This window comes from Pseudoalteromonas rubra, assembly GCF_001482385.1.
Lineage (GTDB): Bacteria > Pseudomonadota > Gammaproteobacteria > Enterobacterales > Alteromonadaceae > Pseudoalteromonas > Pseudoalteromonas ardens.
Genome location: NZ_CP013611.1, coordinates 264,428 through 287,767, shown reverse-complemented (window position 1 = coordinate 287,767; position 23,340 = coordinate 264,428). Strand labels below are relative to the sequence as shown.

General features: G+C 47.5%; 19 protein-coding genes. 11 read left to right on the top strand and 8 right to left on the bottom strand.

Going from position 1 to position 23,340, the window contains the following annotated elements:
• Nucleotides 1–2 precede the first annotated feature (2 nt).
• The 7 genes from AT705_RS01260 to AT705_RS01230 all read left to right on the top strand — a co-directional run bounded on the left by AT705_RS01260 (nucleotide 3) and on the right by AT705_RS01230 (nucleotide 8,713).
• Complete coding sequence (locus AT705_RS01260) at nucleotides 3–2,093, top strand: chemotaxis protein CheA (protein WP_058795153.1); 2,091 nt, start codon at nucleotides 3–5, stop codon at nucleotides 2,091–2,093.
• Nucleotides 2,094–2,192: 99 nt separating this feature from the next.
• Entirely contained in the window at nucleotides 2,193–4,094 is a 1,902-nt protein-coding gene (locus tag AT705_RS01255) for a methyl-accepting chemotaxis protein (protein ID WP_237113764.1), read from the top strand.
• 6 nt (nucleotides 4,095–4,100) lie between these two features.
• Nucleotides 4,101–4,670: a chemotaxis protein CheW gene (locus AT705_RS01250; protein WP_058795152.1), complete on the top strand. Its 570-nt coding sequence runs from the start codon at nucleotides 4,101–4,103 to the stop codon at nucleotides 4,668–4,670.
• Between the two features lies 1 nt (nucleotide 4,671).
• Nucleotides 4,672–5,217 (top strand): chemotaxis protein CheW, encoded by a 546-nt coding sequence (locus AT705_RS01245; protein WP_058795151.1) that lies wholly within the window; start codon nucleotides 4,672–4,674, stop codon nucleotides 5,215–5,217.
• A 6-nt stretch (nucleotides 5,218–5,223) separates the two neighbouring features.
• The gene (locus AT705_RS01240) at nucleotides 5,224–6,027 is read left to right on the top strand and encodes a CheR family methyltransferase (protein WP_058795150.1); all 804 of its coding nucleotides are present in this window, start codon (nucleotides 5,224–5,226) and stop codon (nucleotides 6,025–6,027) included.
• Entirely contained in the window at nucleotides 6,024–7,088 is a 1,065-nt protein-coding gene (locus tag AT705_RS01235) for a protein-glutamate methylesterase/protein-glutamine glutaminase (RefSeq protein ID WP_058795149.1), read from the top strand. Before AT705_RS01240 ends, AT705_RS01235 begins: the two co-directional genes overlap by 4 nt.
• A 5-nt stretch (nucleotides 7,089–7,093) precedes the next feature.
• On the top strand, nucleotides 7,094–8,713 hold the full coding sequence (locus tag AT705_RS01230; protein WP_058797877.1) for a bifunctional diguanylate cyclase/phosphodiesterase: 1,620 nt from the start codon (nucleotides 7,094–7,096) through the stop codon (nucleotides 8,711–8,713).
• 28 nt (nucleotides 8,714–8,741) lie between these two features.
• Here AT705_RS01230 and AT705_RS01225 read toward each other — a convergent pair whose 3' ends face one another.
• Genes AT705_RS01225 through AT705_RS01215 form a run of 3 tightly spaced genes read right to left on the bottom strand, consistent with a single transcriptional unit; the run spans nucleotide 8,742 to nucleotide 11,875 of the window.
• Nucleotides 8,742–9,968 (bottom strand): lipoprotein-releasing ABC transporter permease subunit, encoded by a 1,227-nt coding sequence (locus tag AT705_RS01225; protein WP_058795148.1) that lies wholly within the window; start codon nucleotides 9,966–9,968, stop codon nucleotides 8,742–8,744.
• Nucleotides 9,969–9,972: 4 nt separating this feature from the next.
• Nucleotides 9,973–10,671, bottom strand: coding sequence for a lipoprotein-releasing ABC transporter ATP-binding protein LolD (gene lolD / locus AT705_RS01220; protein WP_058795147.1), 699 nt, complete (start codon nucleotides 10,669–10,671; stop codon nucleotides 9,973–9,975).
• Entirely contained in the window at nucleotides 10,664–11,875 is a 1,212-nt protein-coding gene (locus AT705_RS01215) for a lipoprotein-releasing ABC transporter permease subunit (RefSeq protein ID WP_058795146.1), read from the bottom strand. The genes lolD and AT705_RS01215 overlap by 8 nt, the downstream gene beginning before the upstream one ends.
• A 168-nt stretch (nucleotides 11,876–12,043) precedes the next feature.
• Between AT705_RS01215 and AT705_RS01210 the strand changes: the two genes are divergently transcribed.
• A complete protein-coding gene (locus AT705_RS01210; protein WP_058795145.1) occupies nucleotides 12,044–13,711 on the top strand; it encodes a SulP family inorganic anion transporter in 1,668 nt (555 codons plus the stop codon).
• Here AT705_RS01210 and AT705_RS01205 read toward each other — a convergent pair.
• A complete protein-coding gene (locus AT705_RS01205; RefSeq protein WP_049865177.1) occupies nucleotides 13,708–14,574 on the bottom strand; it encodes a LysR family transcriptional regulator in 867 nt (288 codons plus the stop codon). The two genes, AT705_RS01210 and AT705_RS01205, sit on opposite strands and share 4 nt — an antisense overlap.
• A 97-nt stretch (nucleotides 14,575–14,671) precedes the next feature.
• On the opposite strand from AT705_RS01205, the gene AT705_RS01200 reads away from it, so the two are divergent.
• Together AT705_RS01200 and fghA are read left to right on the top strand one after the other, a co-directional pair.
• Nucleotides 14,672–15,793 (top strand): S-(hydroxymethyl)glutathione dehydrogenase/class III alcohol dehydrogenase, encoded by a 1,122-nt coding sequence (locus AT705_RS01200; protein WP_269465266.1) that lies wholly within the window; start codon nucleotides 14,672–14,674, stop codon nucleotides 15,791–15,793.
• An 11-nt stretch (nucleotides 15,794–15,804) separates the two neighbouring features.
• Nucleotides 15,805–16,647 (top strand): S-formylglutathione hydrolase, encoded by an 843-nt coding sequence (fghA, locus tag AT705_RS01195; protein ID WP_058795143.1) that lies wholly within the window; start codon nucleotides 15,805–15,807, stop codon nucleotides 16,645–16,647.
• A 51-nt stretch (nucleotides 16,648–16,698) separates the two neighbouring features.
• On the opposite strand, the gene AT705_RS01190 is transcribed toward fghA, so the two are convergent.
• Nucleotides 16,699–18,600 carry a beta-ketoacyl synthase gene (locus tag AT705_RS01190; protein ID WP_058795142.1) on the bottom strand — a complete coding sequence of 634 codons (1,902 nt, stop codon included), beginning with the start codon at nucleotides 18,598–18,600 and terminating at the stop codon, nucleotides 16,699–16,701.
• Nucleotides 18,601–18,717: 117 nt separating this feature from the next.
• Here AT705_RS01190 and AT705_RS01185 point away from each other — a divergent pair, with 117 nt between their 5' ends.
• Nucleotides 18,718–19,713 carry a GlxA family transcriptional regulator gene (locus tag AT705_RS01185; RefSeq protein ID WP_058795141.1) on the top strand — a complete coding sequence of 332 codons (996 nt, stop codon included), beginning with the start codon at nucleotides 18,718–18,720 and terminating at the stop codon, nucleotides 19,711–19,713.
• Here AT705_RS01185 and AT705_RS01180 read toward each other — a convergent pair whose 3' ends face one another.
• From AT705_RS01180 to AT705_RS01170, 3 genes are all read right to left on the bottom strand, one after another.
• Nucleotides 19,714–20,151 carry a GreA/GreB family elongation factor gene (locus tag AT705_RS01180; RefSeq protein ID WP_237113763.1) on the bottom strand — a complete coding sequence of 146 codons (438 nt, stop codon included), beginning with the start codon at nucleotides 20,149–20,151 and terminating at the stop codon, nucleotides 19,714–19,716.
• Between the two features lie 117 nt (nucleotides 20,152–20,268).
• Nucleotides 20,269–22,182 (bottom strand): hypothetical protein, encoded by a 1,914-nt coding sequence (locus AT705_RS01175; RefSeq protein WP_058795140.1) that lies wholly within the window; start codon nucleotides 22,180–22,182, stop codon nucleotides 20,269–20,271.
• Nucleotides 22,183–22,192: 10 nt separating this feature from the next.
• Nucleotides 22,193–23,287: a hypothetical protein gene (locus AT705_RS01170; RefSeq protein WP_058795139.1), complete on the bottom strand. Its 1,095-nt coding sequence runs from the start codon at nucleotides 23,285–23,287 to the stop codon at nucleotides 22,193–22,195.
• Nucleotides 23,288–23,340: the final 53 nt, after the last annotated feature.

Sequence of the window (23,340 nt, the reverse complement as noted above, 5' to 3'; positions counted from 1 at the left end):
CTATGTCTGTTGATTTAAGCGCGGCCATTACCACTTTTGTCAGTGAGTCCAAAGAGTTGCTGGCCGACATGGAAAACTGTTTGCTGGATATGGAAGCCAGTGACGCTGGCGCCGATCAGGAAGAAACCATCAACGCCATCTTCCGCGCCATCCACACCATTAAAGGCAGTGCAGGCCTATTTGGTTTTGACTACGTCGTGAGCCTGACTCACATTGCAGAAACCGTGCTTGACGATGTTCGAAACGGAAACCGGGAAATGAGTAAAGCCCTGCTCTCTCTTTACCTAGAGACGGGAGACCTGTGCGAAGAACTTATCCTGCTCGCCGCGTCTGACAGTGAACCCCGTGCACAGCAACTGACCCAACTTGCAGCTCTGAGCGGTCAATTCAGTGAGTTTATCGACGATGCCGCTTCACCACAGGATAACATTGTCACCTCTGAAAGCCCTAAACTACCGCAAAATGGTTTCTGGTTTGTCTGCTTTGTTCCTAACGAAAATGTATTACGTAATGGCCTGGATCCCTTCCCTTTTATTCATTTTCTTAATAATGAAGTGACCGAGCTTGAAGTAGCCACGAATGTTGTTCCTCTGAATGCCCAAACCCCCTATGACCCTGAGTCCAGCTACCTGGCGTTTCTGATGCTGTTCCGTACAAGTCAAAACAAAGAGGCGATAGAAGAGGTCTTCGAGTTTATTAAAAACGATGCGGTTATAGAGATTTTGCCGCCAGAACAGTGCAGTTACGATGCAATCCAGGCATGCGCACGGTACTTTCCGGAACCATCTCAGTTCCAGTCAACCCTGTCACAGCTCACTCAGTCACTTTTACCGAATGAGCCATCCGTACCAGCGCCAGATGATGGCCCGATAACAGCCCCCATTAAAGATAAGAAGAAAAACAAACTGCACAGCGGCAAAACCTTGCGGGTCGAGGCAATGAAGCTCGACAGGTTGATCGATCAAGTCGGAGAAATGGTCATTACCGGAGCCAGAACGAATCTGCTGGCCCACGAAACCGGCAACGAAACCCTGATAGAAGCCATGGCACTACTAGAGCGATTAGTCGAAAACATTCGTGACAGCTCACTTAAACTCAGAATGGTGCAAATTGGCGAAACCTTTAATAAATTCAAACGCGTTGTCCGGGATGTGGCTGACGAACTGGGTAAAGAGGTGGAGCTCAATATTATTGGCGCGGATACTGAGCTGGACAAAACTTTTGTTGAGAAAGTCAGCGATCCGCTTATGCATATCATCCGCAACGCCATAGACCATGGTATTGAAATACCTGATGAACGTGTCGCCGCAGGCAAGCCTGCCTGTGGTCAACTCACGCTCAAGGCCTATCATGACTCTGGCTCAATTGTGATAGAGATCCAGGATGATGGTAAGGGGTTAGATCAGAGTAAGATCCTGGCTCGCGCTATCGAAAATGGCCTGATAAGCGCAGAACACTCTTTGCAGGACAAAGAAATCAATCTGCTCATCTTTGAACCTGGCTTTTCCACGGCCGCCGCCGTAACCAGTATCTCGGGCCGTGGCGTGGGCATGGACGTGGTCAAACGCAATGTTGAAAGCTTGCGGGGCAGCGTGGAAGTCGACAGCAGAAAAGGGCTGGGCTCCAAAATTATTATTCGCCTGCCACTGACTCTATCCATTATTGACGGGTTTATGTTTACCGTTGGTGACGAGGATTATGTGATCCCCCTCGACACGGTGGTTGAATGCCTGGAATTGCATGAGGTCGTCTCTGAGTCCGACATTCAGGATAAGAACTACATTAACCTCAGAACTGAGGTCCTGCCTTTTATTCGCCTGCGCGCCCTGTTTGGGATAGAGCAGCAAATTGAACATACGAAGGAATCACTGGTTATCGTCCAGTTTGGCACGCTCAGAGCCGGTCTGGTCGTCGACTCATTGCAAGGAGAGTTTCAGACCGTTGTAAAACCCCTGGGGAGGCTGTTCGAAGGCCTCAAATGTATCAGCGGAGCAACCATACTCGGCAGTGGCAAAGTAGCCATTATTCTAGATGTATCTGCCCTGATCCGCACCGCAATTACGATGTACGAGCAATTAGAGCTCAAACATTAGTTAGATAAAACGGAGCGTAGAGATGTTTAAGAATCTGACCATTAAAAACAAGATCATTCTGGCCATGTTTACCTGGGGCTGCTGTTGCTGGTGATTGCCGTGTCAGTACAAATGAAAAACGGCCGGATTGAAGGATTTGCCACCAATGTCGGACAGTACGACATACCTGAGGCCATTTATGCGCTGAATATGCTCGACGAACTGGGTGACATGAACAGCAACGTGCTGGAATACATTGCCGGCGAGGCGGACGAAAAAGCGGACTTTTTGTCAAACTACAGTGAGTTCACTAACTACCTCGAAGATCTTAAGCGGCTCAATTCTGTTGACACCAGCTACATACGGCAGCTGGAAGATTTAGTGCGTCGTTATGCCAGCGAGAATCAAGAGCTTATTTTTGACCGATTTGACCCCCTTCAGGAGGAAAAAGCGGTCGAAAAATATGAGTACATCAATCGAGAGTTCGCGGAACCGCTCGAAAGTTTACTCGACTCGCAAAAAGAGGCCGAAGTGGCTGATGCCGGCAGCAGTGGCGACTTCGCCGAAGTGGTCAACGATGATTTACCCGGCGTACGCTACTATCTAGAGCTGATTGACGAACAAGGCGACATGATGGGGTCACTTAACGCATATATGCGTGGTCGAGTCGGTGCAACCGCTGCCTTTGAAAAAGACGCCCGTACCTTTTCCAATTTTCTTTCGGAGTTCAAGCCTCTGGAAAGAAAACCTCTGGAAATTAAAGCCATTGGTGACATTGAGCGCATGTACCTAGGTCTCTACAACGGGGGTAAAGAAATTTTCGCCATGTATGACCCCAAACAAAAAATTCAGGCCTCCAAAGATGTTGACCGACTGGAGCACGATATTTTCAGCAAAATAGAAGAAATACTGGAAAAAATCTCCAATGAAGCGATAGCTGAGAGCACCACTTCGCTCAACGATCTTATGTCTGCCGCTCGAGACAGTATTAAGCTTGTCTGGGGCTTACTTATCGTCGCGATTGTCCTCGCTATCGCCACCGCCGCTTTCTTGATCCGGGGCATAGTGCTGCCTATCAATGCGCTGGCAGAAGCAGCTGAAGATTTGCGTTCGGGGGAAGGCGACCTGACCCGACGTATACCAGATTTTGGTAATGATGAAATCGGTAAAACCGCACAGAGCTTCAACGGATTTATCGAGCGGCTGCAAAATATTTTGCTGGATATTCAGGAATCTGTTGAGTCCATTGCCCACAGTACCAATGAAGTGAGCACCACTTCCCGCATGCTCAGCTCAACCTCCAATCAACTGGCAGCCAGTGTGGAAGAAACTTCCGCGTCGCTGGAACAAATGAGTTCGTCCATTTCAATGAATACCGAAAACTCCAAAATGACCAATGACATTGCCAAGCAATCCAGCAGTGAGGCAAACGATGGTGGCCAGGCTGTAAAAGACACCGTTCAGGCCATGACTCAGATAGCGGAAAAAATCGGCATCATCGAAGACATCGCATATAAAACCAATCTCCTGGCTTTGAATGCCGCCATTGAAGCGGCCAGAGCCGGTGAACATGGTAAAGGCTTTGCTGTGGTGGCGGATGAAGTGCGTAAACTCGCAGAACGGTCTCAGGTTGCCGCACAAGACATCAGTACACTTGCCGACAACAGCGTTAAGATCGCGCAACATGCTGGAGCCATGCTCGACAGAATGGTGCCCAACATTGGCAAAACCGCTGATTTAGTGCAGGAGATCACCGCGGCATCGACAGAGCAAAGTACCAGTGTGGCTGAGATTAATCGTACCGTTGCTCAGCTTGATGAAATTGCCCAACAAAATGCGTCCGCCTCTGAGGAACTCGCATCAACGGCCAAAATGGTTCAGGATCAAACCGGAGACATTCGCTCGACCGTAGGATACTTTAAATTAAGCAACAATGGTCGCGGCAACAAAGGACGTCAGTCTCATGTCATTCACGACAGTAGCCATAGCCGCGAAGATGGTTACGCCCCGTTTGATGAGTAATGTGCGATAAGTGAACTAGTCCATAACCCAGCCACAACGGCCTACGATCTTGACAAGTATCTGGCTTTTGAGCTCAATGGCGCATCTTACTCAATCAGTATTTCCATCGTCAGAGAGATCATGGAATATGTCGAAGTGGATAAGATCCCTATGGCTCCTGATTTCATTATCGGTGCTATCAACCTCAGGGGCCTGGTCATTCCTGTTTTTGACTTATCCGTTCGACTGAACAAACCCGCACAGCCAAACACCAATCGTACCTGCATTATTGTCGCTGAGTGCAACTATAAAGCACAAAATATTACTGTCGGCCTGAAAGTCGATATGGTAACTAAAGTACTGGATATACCAGCGAATGAGATTGACCAGGTGCCCAGTATCGCCGGTCAGTTTCATAGCCGCTTTGTTTATGGTCTGGCTAAATTAACAGACAGTCTGATGACCATACTGGACATTACCAAAATACTGACGCTGGATGATGTGCAGTTGTTTGACGACATACAGCAACACAATAAGCAACTGGCACTAGAACTGACACTCGACTCCGACCCCGCGCAATCATACGAGGAAAGGTGATATGTATTCAGCGTCCACTCTGACAGATAGCAATAAAACCAACGGAGAGCTCCATTCACTGCTCGTGTCCATCGGATATGATACCTTTGGCATTCCAATAGAATCGGTGAAAGAAGTCATTGAGCTGACCGACACGACGATGGTCCCTATGTGTGATCAGGTGATCCGGGGGGTTATCAACGTCCGAGGTAGTGTTATCCCGGTTCTGGATATGCAACACCGCCTGATGCTGAAAAATCCTCAGCCTTACAACAAATACAGTTGTATCGTGCTATATGACTTTTATGATCCCAGTCTGGACGAAGTCATGAGCCTCGGTATGCTGGTCAGTAGCGTGATGTCTATTCAGTATATCAATTGCACTCAGCTGGAGGACTCCCCCTCTTTCGGTGCCAATATCCCCCGTCACTTTGTCTGGAAAATGGCGAAAATTAATAACCAGCTCACCATTTTGCTAGACATGAACAGTGTGCTCAATATCAGTGAGATAAATGCACAACTGAAATCCTCTCAGGCTGAATTTTTCACCCGGTTTTGTCAGCGATAGGCAGTAATGGCAATTTCAACTCTGGAGTTTCAGCAACTCAACCGCCTGTTTGAGCAGCATACCGGGATCAGCCTGGGCAAAAACAAAGCTGATATTGTGGCAAGCCGCCTTGCCAGTCGCCTGCGTGCTAAGCGCTGTCCCTCTTTTAGCAAGTATTATCGCTTGTTGATGACACCCGAGGGACATGATGAGCTGCAAGTTTTTATTGATAAACTCACCACGCATGAAACCTATTTTTTCAGGGAGCAAGCCCAGTTTGAGTTTCTTTATCACTATTATCAGCACAACCGCCCTCGACACGCTCCCATTCGGGCCTGGAGTGCCGCTTGCTCAAGCGGAGAAGATGCGTACTCACAGGCCATGATACTGGACGACTTATTCTATAACCGACCATGGCATGTTATCGGCACAGATATTTCTGAAATGTCGGTGCTTATGGCCAGAGATGCACGTTATGCCATTTCAACTGTAGGCAAAATTCCCAAACGCTACCGGATCCGTTATTGGATGAAGGGAACGGGCAAAAACGCTGACAACTTCACGCTGATCTCCACGCTTAAAAAACAATGCAGCTTTCAGGAAGACAACCTGTTACACCTGACCACGGTTGATTTTTCGTTTGATGTGATTTTTCTGCGTAATGTACTTATCTACTTTGACAAATCCAAACAACAAGCCATCCTGAATAACATCATCAAACGTTTAAACCATGGCGGTTTACTCTTTTTGGGACATTCGGAAGCCATGCGAGACAAACCTGCTTGTCTGCAAACCCTGAGTCCCTGCATATACAAGAAGGTGACCTTATGACCAGCGTCTTCATCATCGATGATTCCGCCCTGATGCGCCAAGTCATGAGTGAGATCATAGCCCATGAACGTACCTTAATGGTCAGTGGCACCGCCCCCGACCCCATCATCGCCGAGCGAAAAATGAACTTGAATTGGCCGGATGTCATTTTGTTGGACGTGGAAATGCCAAAAATGAATGGCATCACCTTCCTGAAGAAGATTATGCAAGAACGCCCTACACCGGTGATCATCTGTTCGGCACTTGCGCAGGAAAAAACCACCACAGCCATGGAGGCGCTTGCTTGTGGTGCTGTGGATGTGATTGCCAAACCCACTCATGGGCTGGGAGACTTTCTACACAGTGACTCGGTGTCGCAAATCATTGACGCTATCAAAGGCGCTAATAAGGCCAAAGTCCGTCAACTCAAATACCTGGAAGAAGACACCTTTCGTGAGCTACATACGACAGAAGAAGTGCTACCTGCCCACAAAACAACACAGCCACCTGACAGTGCCGGAAAAGTGATTGCCATTGGCGCTTCGACAGGCGGTACAGAGGCAATCGCCCGACTTTTACAACAGCTCCCAGCCCATTCACCGCCGATTGTCATCGTACAGCATATGCCAAGTAAATTTACGGCTGCGTTTGCCCAACGCCTCAATGACATCACAGGTCATAGCGTAGAAGAAGGACAAACGGCCACCCGCATCCGCCGCGGCCATGTTTATGTCGCACCAGGTGGTCAGCATATGTTGGTAAAACGTCAAGGCACGGACTACTATTTAGAGATACGTGATGGACCACTTGTCAGTCGCCACAAACCTTCGGTAGATGTGTTGTTTCGCTCCGTAGCCCAGTCGGTAGGCAATCATGCCCTTGGTATTATTCTCACCGGCATGGGCAATGACGGCGCAAGTGGTTTACTGGAGATGAAGCAAAAAGGAGCTATGACTTTTGCAGAAAGTGAGTCCAGTTGTGTGGTATTTGGTATGCCAAAAGAAGCCATCGCGAGGGGGGCCGTCGATAAAATCTATGCGCTGAGCAACCTCCCTTACCAGATCCAAAAAGCGCTTGAGTGATCTGTATGAAAAACCAACTAAGTCAACTACTGCACATTGCTTATCTTAGCTATGACAGGCAAGGGCAGATCATCTCCATCTCTGATGCTGCCGAGCGCATGCTAGGCCTGAAGCCCGGAGACATACTATCGCAAAAACTGGTTTTTATTGATGAAGTCTTTATAGAACTCAATCTCAGTGAAATCTTGTTCGATCCTATCTTTGACCAAATTGAACTGGGCGTCAGTATAGATAACAGTAGCGTTACCTGGGTCAGGCTCTACAACTTCAGGCAGGATGACCAGTATTACCTCAGGCTCGAACCCATTGAAGAGCTTATCTCCGTCAGACGCCTGAATAAACAGCTCGCAATCCGTGATCCCCACACAGGGCTGTTGTATCGGGATGCCTTCATTAACAAAATTAAAGAGCAACCACATCAGGGTACCATTTGCTGTGTCCGGATCTGCAATTTTCAACGTATTTCCGAAGTCTGGAATATTGGTGTTGCCAACCTGGTGTTTATGGAGATACTAGCACGGTTTCAAGGGGAATTTGACAAAGGTATCTTCTCTAAACACTCTTCCGACTGTTACTGCGTGTTCATTCCGAATACGGTTCCACTGAATATCGAAAGCTTATACAGGCAACTGAACGAACCCTTTAATTTTAACGGCAACAGTTTCTACAGCAATGTATCATTGGGCTACTATAAAGAGCAACCCAGTGACGACCATGAGTTAAGTCTGAACAAAGCCGAAATGGCAACCTTTGATGCGCTATCAGACCACAACCGTCTGGTCGAATTCAAAGAAACGCTGGCCCGGCAAATTGAACGACAAAACAAAATTGAAACCGGCCTGCGCAGCGCCCTTTATCAGGATAACCTCGCAGACAGCTTTGAAGTGGTATTCCAGCCAATTCATGACACCAAAACCGAACGCCTGATTGGGGCTGAGTGCCTTATGCGCTGGGAGCTTGATGGACAGCCTATACCGCCTACCGAATTTATTCCAATCATTGAAAGTACGGGCGAGATCAACAAGCTAACATTGTTTACGCTGAGCCAGATTAATAAGTTAAAAAGTTTACTCGCGCAGGAGCATATTGAGGCCCGCCAGTTTCGTTTTGCCATTAACATCAGCGTTGTTGAAATTCTCGACGTTAACTTTACTACCCGTTTACTGCAAGCGCTGGAGAGGCTGTCGCTGAACCCCGTCAAAATTAAGCTGGAACTCACTGAATCAGCACTGATTGATAACTTTAATTATATTAATGAGATACTGCAAAAACTACAAAGCGAAGGGCTGATGATATCAATTGATGATTTTGGAACCGGCTACTCCAGCCTGAGCTATTTGTGTAAACTGCATTTCGATGAAATTAAAATTGATCGTGCCTTTGTCACCAATGTCGTCAGTGACGGAAAAATGCAATCGCTTTTCAATTCCATTGTATCGCTGGCAAAAAATCTCGATAAACCACTGGTCGCAGAAGGTATAGAACAATTAGACCAGATGATCTATGCCAAAGCCAAAGGGGTTGAATATATACAGGGATATTATTATAGCAAGCCGCTGAATATCGCTGACTTCGTCGAATATGTTGTAGCCGATAAATCCAGCTACCTGCACTTTGAAGAGTAACGCATACACTCGATATGCGTTACCTGCACTAGCCTCCCAGGACTCTAGCTGGGTCTATTTTTACAGCCTGCCAGGCCGGGTAAAGGCAAGATAATACCGAAATAATAAGCGTAATAGACAACACAGAAACCACGTCTATCCAATCTAACTGACTGGGCAAAAACTCAATAAAATAAACGCCCTGCAACGGGTTATCCCCATCAAGCTCAATCCAGGCACGGAATAGGTCTGAGATATTCAGCGCCAGCAGAATGCCCACAAACAGACCAACCAGGGCCCCTATTAGTGCATAGCTGACACCCTGGATAGCAAAAGTCGCGAAGATAGTGCTATCTCTGGTACCCATGGTTTTTAAAATCGCAATATCCGCTTGCTTTTCTTTCACTTCCATCACCATAGACGACACAATATTAAAACTGGCAACAGCGATGATCAAAAACACCACCAGGTACACTATGGTCCTGACCATCTGAATATCCTGATAGAGACTCCCTTGGGTGCGAAACCAGCTGTTAACGTAAACCAGATCAGGTAAGGCCCGGCCTGCAGCCATTGCGACCTGATGAGCGGAGAATACATCTTCAACTTTTGCGCGAAGCCCCGTCACTTCATCATCCGAAAGCCCCATTGCCTGCTGCAACCTCTTCACAGAGACCAAAGCTAGCGACCGATCAATGGGTCCTCCCATATTGATCACATCGGCTAACACAAAGTTAAGTCGCTTTGGAGCAGCCAAAGGAGAGGCGGCTTGTGAATTTGCCACTAACAGCGTGACTTTATCCCCGCGCTTTAAGCCCAACTCTGTTGCAATATGTCGACCTAAGATGATGTCATTGTCGGTCATTTCGCTCAGTAAAATGTCAGTAATAAACTGACCCACATCTGACACTTTATGATGAGAGAGAAAATCTATCCCCTTCACTTCCGCAGCTTTTAGCTCACCACGAAACTGTACCATGGCAGTGACAGATATCTCAGGGGCTGCAGCCACGATACCTTGCTGAGCTTCCAGCAATCGTACTTTATCAGGCCAATTCGAAATTGGGTCGTACGGCGCCTGGTAAGCGACATGAGGCACCACAGACAGCAATCGGGTTTTCAGCTGCTGTTCAAACCCATTGATCACTGAAAGTGCGACAATAAGTACCGCCACCCCCAGCATGACACCGAGCGTTGACGATTTACTCAAAAACCCGATCATACCAGCCTGATGCTTGGAAGCGCGTAATCGGTTACTGATAAACACACTCAACATTGGCTTAGGCTTCACTATGTAAGGCATGCTCAATCAGCACACCGTCGTCCAGAGCAACGGCACGGCCCAGCTTTGCCGCCAGTTCGAGGTCATGTGTTACCACCACAAAGCTGGTTTTTAAATCCCGGTTTAACTCTTTTAGCAAGGCATAAATTTTCAAAGCATTTTGCTTATCCAGATTACCGGTGGGTTCATCTGCCAATACCAATGCAGGGCGCGTGACCAGCGCTCTGGCAATGGCTACCCGTTGGCGCTCCCCGCCGGATAGCTCCGACGGTCGATGGCCACCGCGATGGGCCAGGCCGACTTTGCCCAACATCTCCTGCGCCTGCGCCTGCGCAGCTTTAGGCGATTGACCTGCAATCAGCAAAGGCATAGCCACATTCTCCAACGCGGTAAAATCCATCAGCAGGTGATGAAACTGATATATAAATCCCAGGTTTTGGTTGCGAAAATCCGCTTGTTTTCGGCGCGATAATTCAGCGACATCAGTACCTTTAATTTTAACTGAGCCACTGCTGGCAGTATCCAAAGTACCCAATATGTGCAATAAGGTACTCTTTCCTGAGCCGGAGCTGCCGACGATGGCTAACATGTCGCCCTGTTCAAGCGCCAGATCAACCCCTTTTAACACTTCAACCTGCTGGCCCGCTTCATCATACGTCTTACTCAGACCCTGACATTTAATTACTAAATCACTCATACCTTAACACCTCAGCAGGAAGCACTTTTGCGGCTTTAAACGCCGGATACAATGTTGCAAGAAAACTCAAAACCAGACTGGTCGCAACAATCAAACTCAAACTCAACCAGTCGAATCTAACCGGTAACTCTGCACCACCCAGCAAAGACAGCCCACTGACTGCCAGCACTTCGTTAATATGACTAGCCAGCAGATAACCAAACACAATGCCGATCAGCGTACCCACAACACCGTTGTACAACCCCTGCACCATAAACACCCGCGCTATGGCATCAGGTGCCAGTCCCAAAGTTTGCAAAATAGCGACTTCACCTTGCTTTTCACTGACCATCATCGACAGGGCCGACACGATATTGAATACAGCCACAATCACAATCAGTCCCAGCAATAAGGACATAATGCGTTTTTCCATGGCTACAGCAGCAAATAATGCCCCTTGCTGGACATGCCAGTCTGAGTACTCCAGCCCCGACAATAGCGGCGCATGAACTGTTTTGAACTCGTTCACGGCAAAGGCATCTTTCAACGTAATGCTTACATCAAAGTCCGTCGGTTTGCGCTGAAGTAAACGTTGCAAGCTTTTACCATCGGCGAACGCCAGATTCACATCGGCCTCACTATGGGTGTTGTAAATCAGGGCAACGGTAAATAAACGCTGTTTAGGGACCCGACCCATGGGCGTGTAACTGCTAATATCGGGCATGATAACCCGAACTTTTTGTCCTAATCGTACATCCAGCTGATTGGCCAGATAACGACTCAGCGCCAGCTGATATTTCTGCTCACGAAACTGCGCCAGGCTACCGGCTTCAATATGGGGCTCAAGTGCTGATGGGTAACCAGAAAAGGCGCCCTGTAGACGCACACCAACCAAATCTTTATTTGTTTGCAGGATCACATCGCTGGTTACATAAGGGGTTACCCGCTTAACGCCTGGCAGTGCACTCAGTTTAATCAACAGCGCCCCGGCGTCGTGCGATTGTTCATCTGATGATTTATGTAGCTGCACATGAGGAATTAAATCGAGCATGGCATTTTTCAGACTCTGCTCAAACCCATTCATCACAGAGCTGACTGTAATGAGCGCCATTAACCCAAGCGCTATCCCGGCAATGGAAAAAAACGAAATAAAAGATACAAACCCATTGCCCTTGGTGGCACGGCTGTATCTGAGCCCTATATAAAGGCTAACAGGCTGAAACATAATAGTTTATTTTTCTGCGTATAAGTTCAGTGCACGATACTAGCACAATCAAGAAAGCCGGGTCATACCCTTGACCCCAAAAAAAAGTGTAAAATTTTTTTAATAGCGGCTCTAAATTACACCGGGTTTTAGTGTAGAATGCGGCAAATCTCGCGGTATGGACCTTCAATGTTTTCGTTATCAAGATTTAAACATATGAATTTCAAGGGAGATTTGTTCGGTGGTGTGACCACTGCGATCATTTCCCTACCACTCGCCCTCGCCTTTGGCGTGGCATCCGGAGCCGGAGCTGAAGCCGGTATGTGGGGCGCAATTCTCGTTGGCCTCTTCGCTGCCTTATTTGGCGGTTCTACTTCTCTGATCTCAGAACCAACTGGCCCGATGACGGTCATTATGACAGCAGTTCTGACCACCATGATATCAAAATACCCCGAAGCGGGGCCAGCAATGGCCTTCACAGTGGTGATGATGGCGGGTGCATTCCAGATATTACTGGGCACGCTCAAGCTTGGTAAATATGTAACCCTGATGCCATACAGCGTGGTCTCCGGGTTTATGTCCGGAATTGGTGTCATATTAATCATACTGCAACTGGCTCCCTTGCTCGGGCATCAAGCCCCCCCAGGCGGTGTGCCAGGTACGTTATCCGCTTTTCCTGAGCTATTTCTCAATTTACATTTCTCTGAGCTCTTTTTAGGGATCCTCACCTTAGGTGTGCTGTTTTACATGCCTAAGAAGTATCGCCAGTATGTGCCTGCTCAACTGGTTGCACTAGTCATTGTTACCTTAATTTCAATCTTGCTGTTTGATACTGACAGCATTCGCCGAATTGGTGAGATCCCCAGTGGCTTGCCTGAAATTGTCTGGCCAACTTTTACCCCGGAACTCTTTACCGAAATGGTTATCGATGCCCTGGTGCTGGGTACCTTAGGGTGCATTGATACCTTGCTGACAGCCGTTATCGGTGACAGTCTGACGCGTACAGAGCACGATTCTGATAAAGAACTACGTGGTCAGGGTATTGCAAACATGATTGCAGGCTTCTTCGGCGCACTACCGGGTGCCGGTGCCACCATGGGCACAGTTGTCAACATACAGGTAGGTGCACGCTCCCCGTTAGCAGGGATTTTCCGCGCCCTGATCCTAATGGCCGTTGTATTTGTGGCTGGCAGTCTGACTGAACCGATCCCGATGGCTGTGCTCGCCGGCATCGCAGTATATGTCGGGATTAACATTCTGGACTGGAGCTTCATTCAGCGTGCACATAAGCTCAGCATTAGTCAGATGGCCATCATGTATGGTGTTATGTTGCTGACAGTGTTCGTCGATTTGATGGTTGCAGTTGGCCTTGGCGTCTTTATCTCCAATATTATGGTGATTGAACGCCTCAGCCGGGTTCAGGAACAACATGTAAAAGCCATCAGTGACGGCGATGCTGATGAAGACGTACCACTTTCTACACACGAGCGTGCGTTATTAGAGCAGGCCAAAGGCAAGCTCTTGTTCTTTTATCTGTCAGGCCCAATGATCTTTAGTGTATCTAAAGCAATCACCCGCCAGCATCGCCATATCGGTGAGTATAAAACCATGGTACTTGATTTAAGTGATGTGGCCATGCTGGACGTGACCGTCAGCCTCGCAATTGAAAACGCCATTAGTGATGCACTGGATGCTAATTGTCAGGTCTTTATTTACTCACCAAATAAAGACACGAGTGAGCAACTTCAGAAGTTCGATATTCGTAGCAAACTGGGTGATCATGCCTTCTGCAAGAGTCGCGAGCAGGCATTGACCAGAGCGCTGGAAGCGATGCAGAGCGATACTATCGATGCTTAGAGCGCGTCGGCCAAAAAGTCTATTAGTGCACGGATAGCCGTAGACAAATACTTTCTGGGCGGATACACCGCCCAGATCCCCTCCTCCATTGGTGCAAATGCATCCAGCACTGTTACTAGTTCACCACGTTCAATGGCATCTTGCACATAATAGTGTGGTAGCTGAACAACGCCTAATCCCTGCTTCGCCGCATCCAGTAACGCCCAACCACTGTTACATCTCAATGTACCTGTTACCTTAACGTGTCGCTCCACGCCGTGATCCATAAAGCGCCAGTAATGTGCGTTACCCAACAGACAGTTCTGTTTCTCCAGATCTCTGATTGCTGTAATAGGGCCCTGCTGACTTAAGTATTGTGGTGAAACACACACCAAAGTGCGCCTTTGCGACAGGCGCTTTGCATGTAGTGAGGAGTCTTTGAGTTGACCGATCCGAATTGCAAGGTCGACGCCCTGCTCCACCAGATCTAACTGTGCATTGGTGAGCTCCATATCGACCGTGACCGAAGGAAAATGACACATAAACTGATGTACCAACGGCATAATGTATTGCTCGCCGTACATCACAGGAGCTGTCAGCCTGATCTTACCCGTGGGCTCACTGTCTCTTTGTCTCAGTGCCGTCGTTGCGTCATCATAGGCATGCTGGAGCAACCTGGCATGACCGAGAAACACCTGACCTTCGGGTGTCAGTGACAAGTTTCGGGTTGTTCGAGTCAGTAACTGATAGCCGAGTTCAGATTCCAGGGTTTTAACCCGACGGCTGACCTGTGCTACTGAGGTGTCTAACTGCTGTGCTGCCGCTGTGAAGGACCCACTGGTCGCAACCGCGACAAATTCATCTAAACCTGACCATCTATCCATTATTACAAATACGTAAAAGTCTTTCTTAATTTTTAAGATTATCAAACTCTCACAGCAAGTTATACTTTTGTTTTCACACTACAAAACTGGAGTAATGATGGCTGAGTTTATTAAATCAAGGGCAGCGATTGCCTGGGGACCAGGACAACCACTGAGCATTGAAGAAGTGGATGTGATGATGCCTAAAGCAGGCGAAGTATTGGTTAAAATCGTTGCCACAGGTGTCTGTCATACAGACGCGTTCACCCTATCAGGAGAAGATCCGGAAGGCGTTTTTCCAGCGATTTTAGGTCACGAAGGCGGCGGTATTGTTGAAGCCGTAGGTGAAGGTGTAACCAGTGTCGCAATAGGTGATCACGTTATTCCACTATATACACCGGAATGTGGCGAATGTAAGTTCTGTACTTCCGGTAAAACAAATTTATGTCAAAAAATCCGTGCGACTCAGGGCAAAGGGGTCATGCCTGACGGGACCACCCGTTTTTACAAAGATGGCGAGCCTATTTATCACTATATGGGCACGTCAACCTTCTCAGAATATACTGTTCTTCCAGAGATTTCTCTGGCTAAGGTCAATAAAACTGCGCCACTGGAAGAGATCTGCCTGTTAGGATGTGGGGTAACAACAGGGATGGGTGCAGTGATGAATACAGCCAAAGTTCAACCTGGCGATACCGTCGCCATCTTTGGCCTGGGCGGTATTGGCCTGTCAGCCGTGATTGGTGCTGTGATGGCTGGTGCAAGTCGGATCATCGGCGTTGATATCAATACAGACAAATATGCGCTGGCAGAAAAACTCGGTGCAACGGATCTTATCAATCCAAATGATTATGACAAACCTATTCAGGAAGTTATCGTCGAGATGACTGACGGAGGGGTTGATTTCTCATTTGAGTGTATTGGTAACGTGAACGTTATGCGTAGTGCACTGGAATGTTGTCACAAAGGCTGGGGCGAATCCGTGATCGTCGGGGTTGCGGGTGCAGGTCAGGAAATCTCTACCCGTCCTTTCCAATTGGTAACCGGCCGGGTATGGCGGGGTACGGCATTCGGCGGTGTTAAAGGCCGTTCAGAGCTGCCAGAAATCGTCGAGCGATACCTGGCAGGTGAATTTAAACTGGATGACTTTATTACCCACACGATGTCACTGGATGACATTAACGAAGCATTTGAACTAATGCATCAGGGTAAGAGTATTCGTTCGGTGATCCATTTATAAAAGAGCACATTATGGAATTATTGAGCGAAAACAAAGTCGCCGGAGGCTGGCACCGACGTTATCAGCACGATAGCCAGCATACTCAATGTAAAATGACCTTTGCCGCTTTTTTACCTGAGCAAGCACTTAAAGGCCAATCTGTACCTGTGCTTTACTGGCTGTCAGGGCTGACCTGTAACGACGAGAATTTTATGCAAAAAGCTGGCGCGTTTAAACGTGCCGGCGAACTGGGGATAGCAATCGTTGCACCGGATACATCACCGCGTGGTGAAGAGATCCCGGATGATCCGGAAAATAGCTATGATTTTGGATTGGGCGCAGGCTTTTACGTCAATGCGACACAAGCCCCCTATGATAAGTACTACCAGATGTATAGCTATGTCAGTGACGAGCTGCCAACGCTTATCGAAGCGCACCTTCCGGTTTCTGATAAGCGTGCCATAGCGGGACACTCCATGGGTGGCCACGGCGCACTGATCATCGGACTGAAAAACCCAACCCGCTATCAGAGTATCTCGGCATTTAGTCCAATCTCTAATCCAGTGGATTGTCCTTGGGGCAAAAAAGCATTCACAGGCTACCTGGGCGCAGACAGCACAGCATGGCAAGCTTACGACGCCTGTCACCTGCTCAGGCAAAATAAGGGGGATAAGAAAGCACCTATCCTGGTTGATCAGGGCGATGCCGATCAGTTCCTCGCAGAGCAACTGAAGCCAGAAGCTCTGGAGCAAGCGGCTCTGGCAGCAGATCACCCGTTTACACTAACCATGCAACCGGGATATGACCACAGTTACTTCTTTATTTCGACCTTCATCGATTCGCACCTCGACTTCCATGCGCAATATCTGAAGTAACCAGCACAAAAAAAGGCGCTAACGCGCCTTTTGTTTGCTTAACATAGTATTTTAATCCGTCAAATCACCATACTGGTTATTGACGTTCAGCTTGACTGCTTTATCAAAGCCAGGGATCTCCAGGGCTTCTTTACTCAGCTGCAATTCGGATTCATCAATCATACCATCACCAAATCGGTAGATAAGCTCATACTGACCCAGATCAGCAGCCTTCTGGTAACTCACTTGCTGCTGCTTCGTCTCTGCGAGTTTGGCGCCATGCTCTGAAAGCGCGGCATCACTGTAGCGCTTTGATAACATTTTCAGAGTGATGGCTGGCGACAGTACCGTTGCAGTTGCATTATTACCACCAAACCCTTTGGAGTTAATAAAAGCAATATCCATTTCTCCACAGTTATAATGGTGGGTACGGATATCCAGATGCTGATCATGAACGTCTTCTGCCACCGCATCGATGGTCGTCACACCTGGCATGATTTGATGACTGAAGACACCCAGTGCCATTGCTAGCTGGTCACCAGATGCCGGGCCAATGGTATGGCCGACAAATGCTTTAGGCGCAGTGACTTTCCAGCCTTCGATAGCAAATGTCTCTGCAATGCGATGGTAAATCAAAGATTCAGTCACGCGGTTTTGCGGTGTGCTGGAACCATGTGCCAGAATAAAACTACGCTGTTGAAGCGCTTCAGTACCCGCGATCTGCTCAGCCAATGCCACTGACTTTGCCATAGTAATATAGTTACCCGGACCAGGCGCTGTAATCGATTTCTTCACCCCATCAGCATTAACATAAACATCTGCAACGGACCCCATGATATCGGCGCCTAGCTCAAGCGCTAACTTATCATCCATCAGGATAGTTACCTGTGCGCCTTCTCCAATAGTAAAGCCACAGTTTTCTCCAAATGGGCGGCTGGTACGGCGGTAATCGACCTGGTCGGTGTTATCAAGCTTACGCAGGCCTTCTTCGTTAGCCAGCGCGCCCATATTGCCAAAGCCTTCTATGATCTCCGGGGTTAACGCACACTCAACACTGGCAACCACGGCAATACGGGTTCTGCCTGCCTGAATGTCATTAACTGCTGCACGAAGATTATACAAAAACGTCGCACAAGCACCTGTCGTCGAGAATGTAGTACCCACACTGCCCGTCACATAAGCATTAATGAAGTCAGTTGACATAGAGTTCAGACCCAATGCCAGCTGCTTGGTGCTCACCCGCTCCCCTTTCATGCGACTCCGAATAAGCCCACCAAGTCCTTCATCATTTACCTGACCTGCTATCGAAGCCGAATAAGTGCCAATCTGATCCGGCTCAACACTGTTCATCACTTTCTGCCAGTCCAGGCCAGTGGAACGGATAGCATCGGTCGCGGCAAAAATGGTGGCTTGCAAACCTCGTGGTTGATAACGGCTGTTATACATGGCCGAGGGGTCAAATCCGGTTGGCAGTTGCCCAGCCGCTTTAATCGGATTGTCTCTGTAACTATCCACTTTTACAGCTAGTTGCTCTGGAATAAGTACCTGAGCCGTTTTTTCATCCAGCATTTCAATCTGCCAGCTAGACGGTACAGGCGTTGGTAAATCACGTTTGCGGCACGTAAAGGTTAAACCATGGCTATCGCTGGCCTGCATTGTCAGCTTTTGCTGCCAATGCGTTGCATCTACATCAAAGTGGTTTTTTTCGATTTTGCGGATTAATGTGCCATCAACAATCTGCTGACCAAAGCGTGCTTCAATTTCGTCACGCTGAACGATGTCGCCTTCAGCTGTTACCAACTCCGATCCCTGTAAAGACACCAGGTTCATCAAAGTCGCTAAACCCAGGAAAGTTTCCTGCCTTGCAGCATCATCCAGGCTGTCTAATACAATGCGACGAAAGCCCTGATGGAACGAGGTTCTGCCAGCGGCATTTACACCGCCCATACCTACGATAATTGGTAATGCTGTCATATCAAACTCTTATCAAATAAAACTAATGAACCGATTTTAGAACGAAGGAAAATATGATACTTTACTTTTTTCGCCATATAACATGCAAATTACGCCACCACAAAGAGGTCGGATGAGATGGATACTTACAATCACCGTATTGCCTTCACACTTTATGAGCAAATGCTCATAACCAGCATAACATTACCCATAGAAATGCTGCGCGCCGGTGAAGCGTTTGCAAGGCGCCATCTGGGCAATGAGTTTGTACCGCTGGAAATTGCCTGGCTAAGTGAGACAGGAGAAGCTGTTCACTCATCAATGGGCGTGCCCTTTTCAGCACACACCAGCTTCAGTGCATTGAGTGATTTCGACTACATTATTATTCCCAGTATCTGGCGCAACCCTCGCCCGGTGCTGAGAAAAAATACCTCTTTGGTTTCGAACTTAGCCCAGGCACGGCGCTCAGGAGCCACACTGATTGGCGTTGGAACTGGCGTTTGCTTTTTGGCTGAGTCAGGGATCCTTGACGGACATTCAGCAACAACTCACTGGCATTATGCTGAACAGTTTAAGCGTAATTACCCCTTAGTTGCCCTGCGTCCGGATTACTTCATCACCCAATCAGAGCGACTATATACCGTCGCAAGCTTAAACGCGCTGGCAGATGTAATTGTCCACTTTATAGGCCAGTTTTATGGTCAGGAAGCAGCTAATCATGTGCAACAAAACTTTTCTCATGAAGTGCGAAAACCCTATGAAGAACAAAGATACCTTGAAGGTGCAGTGGACCGACATAGCGATGAGCAAATAGCCTCAATCCAATTTTGGTTACGCAACAACAGCGCGAATGAAATAACATTCCCCGACGTTGCCGCGCAATTTGGTATGAGTTACCGAACGTTCAACCGCCGTTTCAAAGCTGCAACCGGACAAACTGCCGCGAATTATTTGCAAACGGCTCGGGTACGTCAGGTTACTGAGCTATTGGCCTCCACTAACCTGAGCATTCAGGAAATGGCAATGGCTTGTGGGTTTAGCTCTCAAGGGCAACTTACCAGGGTCTTCAAAAGTACGATGAATCAGACCCCCAGCCAGTATCGGCAAGTGGTCAGAAAAAAGCTCTTTTCATAATCACTGTAACTCAAGTAGCTCCAGCCATTGCGTTGTGCCATTGAAATTAAATTCAATCTCTTCACCCAGGTCACGCCCCCGGAGGGCCAGGCCGATAGGAGACGCAAGCGTGATCACTCTCACCTCTGTGGTGCCCAAAATCACTTTTAATCCGCCTTCGCAGGGGCCGACATAAAACCAATGATGCTGACCCTGCTCGTCAACCAACTCAACCAGTGCCCCCACCTGAACAACATCGGGACGACTTAAGGTATACGTCTGCTCAAATGCCTGAATGGCTTTATGCGCCTGATCGACCCGCTCGCTCTGTCCTTCGGCAAGGTAGCCAGACTCAATACTTAATGAATCATACTGAGTTTCCGCAGCGCTTTGTTCATGGATAGCATCGGCACGGGCACTATCCGCGGCCTCTTGTGCCTCCTGCAGCTTGCATTCCAACGCAAACCTTAAATGTTCAATAACATGGCTTTTATTCAAACTTACCCTCTTAAAACCTCAAAAAGGGCCCGAAGGCCCTTTCAAATAAAAGCATTATTCTAACAGTAACAGGCACCATCAGAACAGGGATTCAAAACTCCCATCCGGGAATAAAACACCAGGGATCCCTCGTACCGTTTTCACGTCACCGATTTGCTGGTCACCGTAATAATAACCCCCTGTGAAATTACGACCCTTTTGTTTTATATCCAGCCAGTATCCATCTTTTCCTTGCGCAACAATGTTATTGTTGTCTCCAGAGCGGCGCACATCAAGTTGCATAACCCTGCCACCGAGAAGGTAGCTGATCTCAGCAGAGTTCAAATTTGTGACATTGCTGGGATCATCAACAGCCAGCTGTAATTGAAAATCAGGACCGCCTTTGAGATCAAAGTCGACATGTAACCCGAATGCTAAATCCAGGCTGGTATCGAACTCAAAGGGAGATCGTTCAGCAGCATACAAAGTCACAGGTGTTATCTGATTGGCAGTTTCAAAGTCACCACGTACACGCAGATTGGCAAGGATACTTTCAACCGAATTGCGAGGAGACATTACCCGATTTAAACGTAATCTCATATCCGCTTTAGTAGTCGAGGCTGATGTTTGTAAGGTGATCTTCCCTGCAAAACGCGAAGTGCCTGTGGCCGTTTTCAGGTTTTCATCATCAATAGAGCCATCGAACAATAAAAAGATATCGTCCAAGTCAGCTTCTAAAGACACGTCACCTTTACGCACAGATGCAACACCACTCCCAGCGATGCGGTCGCCCAAAGTTGGGCTTTTACGCCACTCGGGCATAGTGACGTCAATACTGACTTCAAACCCTCTATTGAACCCAGTTACTCGCCAGTTGAACGACGGATCTATTGTATATACTATATCGAGATCATTAACCTGATAATTACCAGGTTCAGAGTTGCGGGCTGGAGACACAGCATCAACAACATTGTAGATCGCCTCTGAAAGAGCCAAAAACGACTCTTGTACAGCTTCATCAGTAGCAAGATTCTCTATCTCGCGCAGTTTGATATCCAGTTCATCACTGTATTTTTCCTCCTGAAGGCGGACTACGCCCAGAGAATCCCTGAAGTGATCAAGCAAGTCATTGTTAAACACTGTCTCAGAGTCTGCCAGCGTTACCATATCTTGCAATTGCAATGCTTCATTGGCATTCAGTAGCACCTGTTCGACAACATTGGCAAACAGTATGCTGTCCTTCTCGTCCAACAGTGTTTCTATGAAGTACTGATTGACTTCGTCAATATAGCTTTGCCAAAGCGTATTGTCGCTGTGCTTATAAGCGAGCTCAAAGGCATCAGCCAGGGGGGATATCTGGTCATCCTGACGCACCTCTATATTTAGCTGCCTCATGATATCCGCATATGTAAATGCTCTGGCAGCATACTCTGCTTGCAATGACTGATTGATACGACTGTGACTCAGGTGATAAACCGGTGTATTCGTCAAAGACAATACTGTACTGTCTGACTGCGATTCGCTCAGCAATGTTGCGTAAGAAGAGAAATACAGCTGATTTTGGCCGGCAATGAGTTTCGCTGCCAGAGAATATGACACATTCGCAGAGACAGGTTCGCCGAAATCAATTTCATCGTTGCCATTAAGGTCATTTGGATCGTCACGCAGAGCTCGGCCACATCCCAGCTTTCTGGGACAGAATACTTGTTCGGAGCTTGGGCTAAACTCAAATTGATACACCCTGCCTGCGTCCAGGGCGATGGTCATTTGATTTAGATCGTTAACGGTAAACTGCTGTGTTTCCCTTGAACTGACCTGAGTGACTGTCAATGTCCCTGAGGTATCAGCAAATTTGGGCACATAAAAAGCCGCAGACGCTGAAGGAACTTGAGTAACATCATGGCCAAGCCCAGGCTCAGCATCGTTCACAGTCGGGGCCGGGTCACTACTTCCACCACATGCGGTTAAAGTACCAGCCAACAACAAAGGTAAGATTTTATTGATTTTTTGCACCTTTTACCCCCTAAAATGCCAAGTTAAGAAACCAGTTCAAATTTACATAATGCGCATCTTCAATATCAGGGTTGTCCATTTTCACCGATATGCCTGCATGGCGAGTTTTAATTCCCAACTCAAAAGCCTCGCTATGTGTTTCATACCCACCAAATAGCTCCCAGCTTTCTCCAAAATGATAGGATACGGTTGCCTGAACGAAGGTATCATCAATAAACTTGCGTGCTTTTAGTGTGGTAGAAAACTGATTGTTAATACGGTAGTTCACGCCCAGATAGTATCTGGCATTCTGCTCAAAGGTGTATTCGATTTCTTGGTCATAGGCGGAGGTACGCAATCTGACAGACGGTGTTGTATCTATCCCATCTTCTCTCTCTGTAAAAGGAATATCGGTAGTAAATCCATTGACAAACCCAACTCCCTCATACTTAGTCTCATACATCAGGTCTTTGGCTGCGGCCCAAATATCTAAATCAGGTGTGATCTGCCAGCTAAGCGCAAGATCAAAACTATAGCCTTCCCCTTCCGGATTTTCTGTCGGTGTAAATGACTTAAATAGGATATCTTTGGAAAAGTAGTACTCAGTCTGTAATTTCCCTTCAATTTCATCCGCAAAAATGGTGCCGTCGACTACCGCATCCTGAAAGTGCGTACTTTGAAAATACGTAAACTTTGGTGTAATGACTAAGCGCTCATCCAGCAACGTAAAATCGTAACTTAGAAAAACCCCGTTGGTTGTCGCCTGCTTACCTCTCAGATAATAGCGATAATTACGACGTTCAAATGGTAGATCATTTTTTTCTGTGTGTGTATAACGTGCCGTATCGGGATCAAAAGCAAGTAAATAATCGAATCGGCTCTGAGCGCCAAACCCAATGCCTTTGTATTTCATACCCAGTTCAAACACATTATAGGTAAAAGCACTGTCGCCATGGGTCAAAGGTTTATCAAAATCTTCGACAAATGCTTTAACGGGCTGGGCCTCAGTATAAATTTCGCTGTGAAACTGGTGAATGAGCTCAATGTCACTGGAACTTGCATAAGCCTGATTAACTGAGGAAACACCAAGAAAAATAAGCAATGGAGAGGTTTTTTTTAATTTCATAAACTTCACTTTTAACAAAAAAAAGGGAAAGGTTTACCTTTCCCCCTTAATCC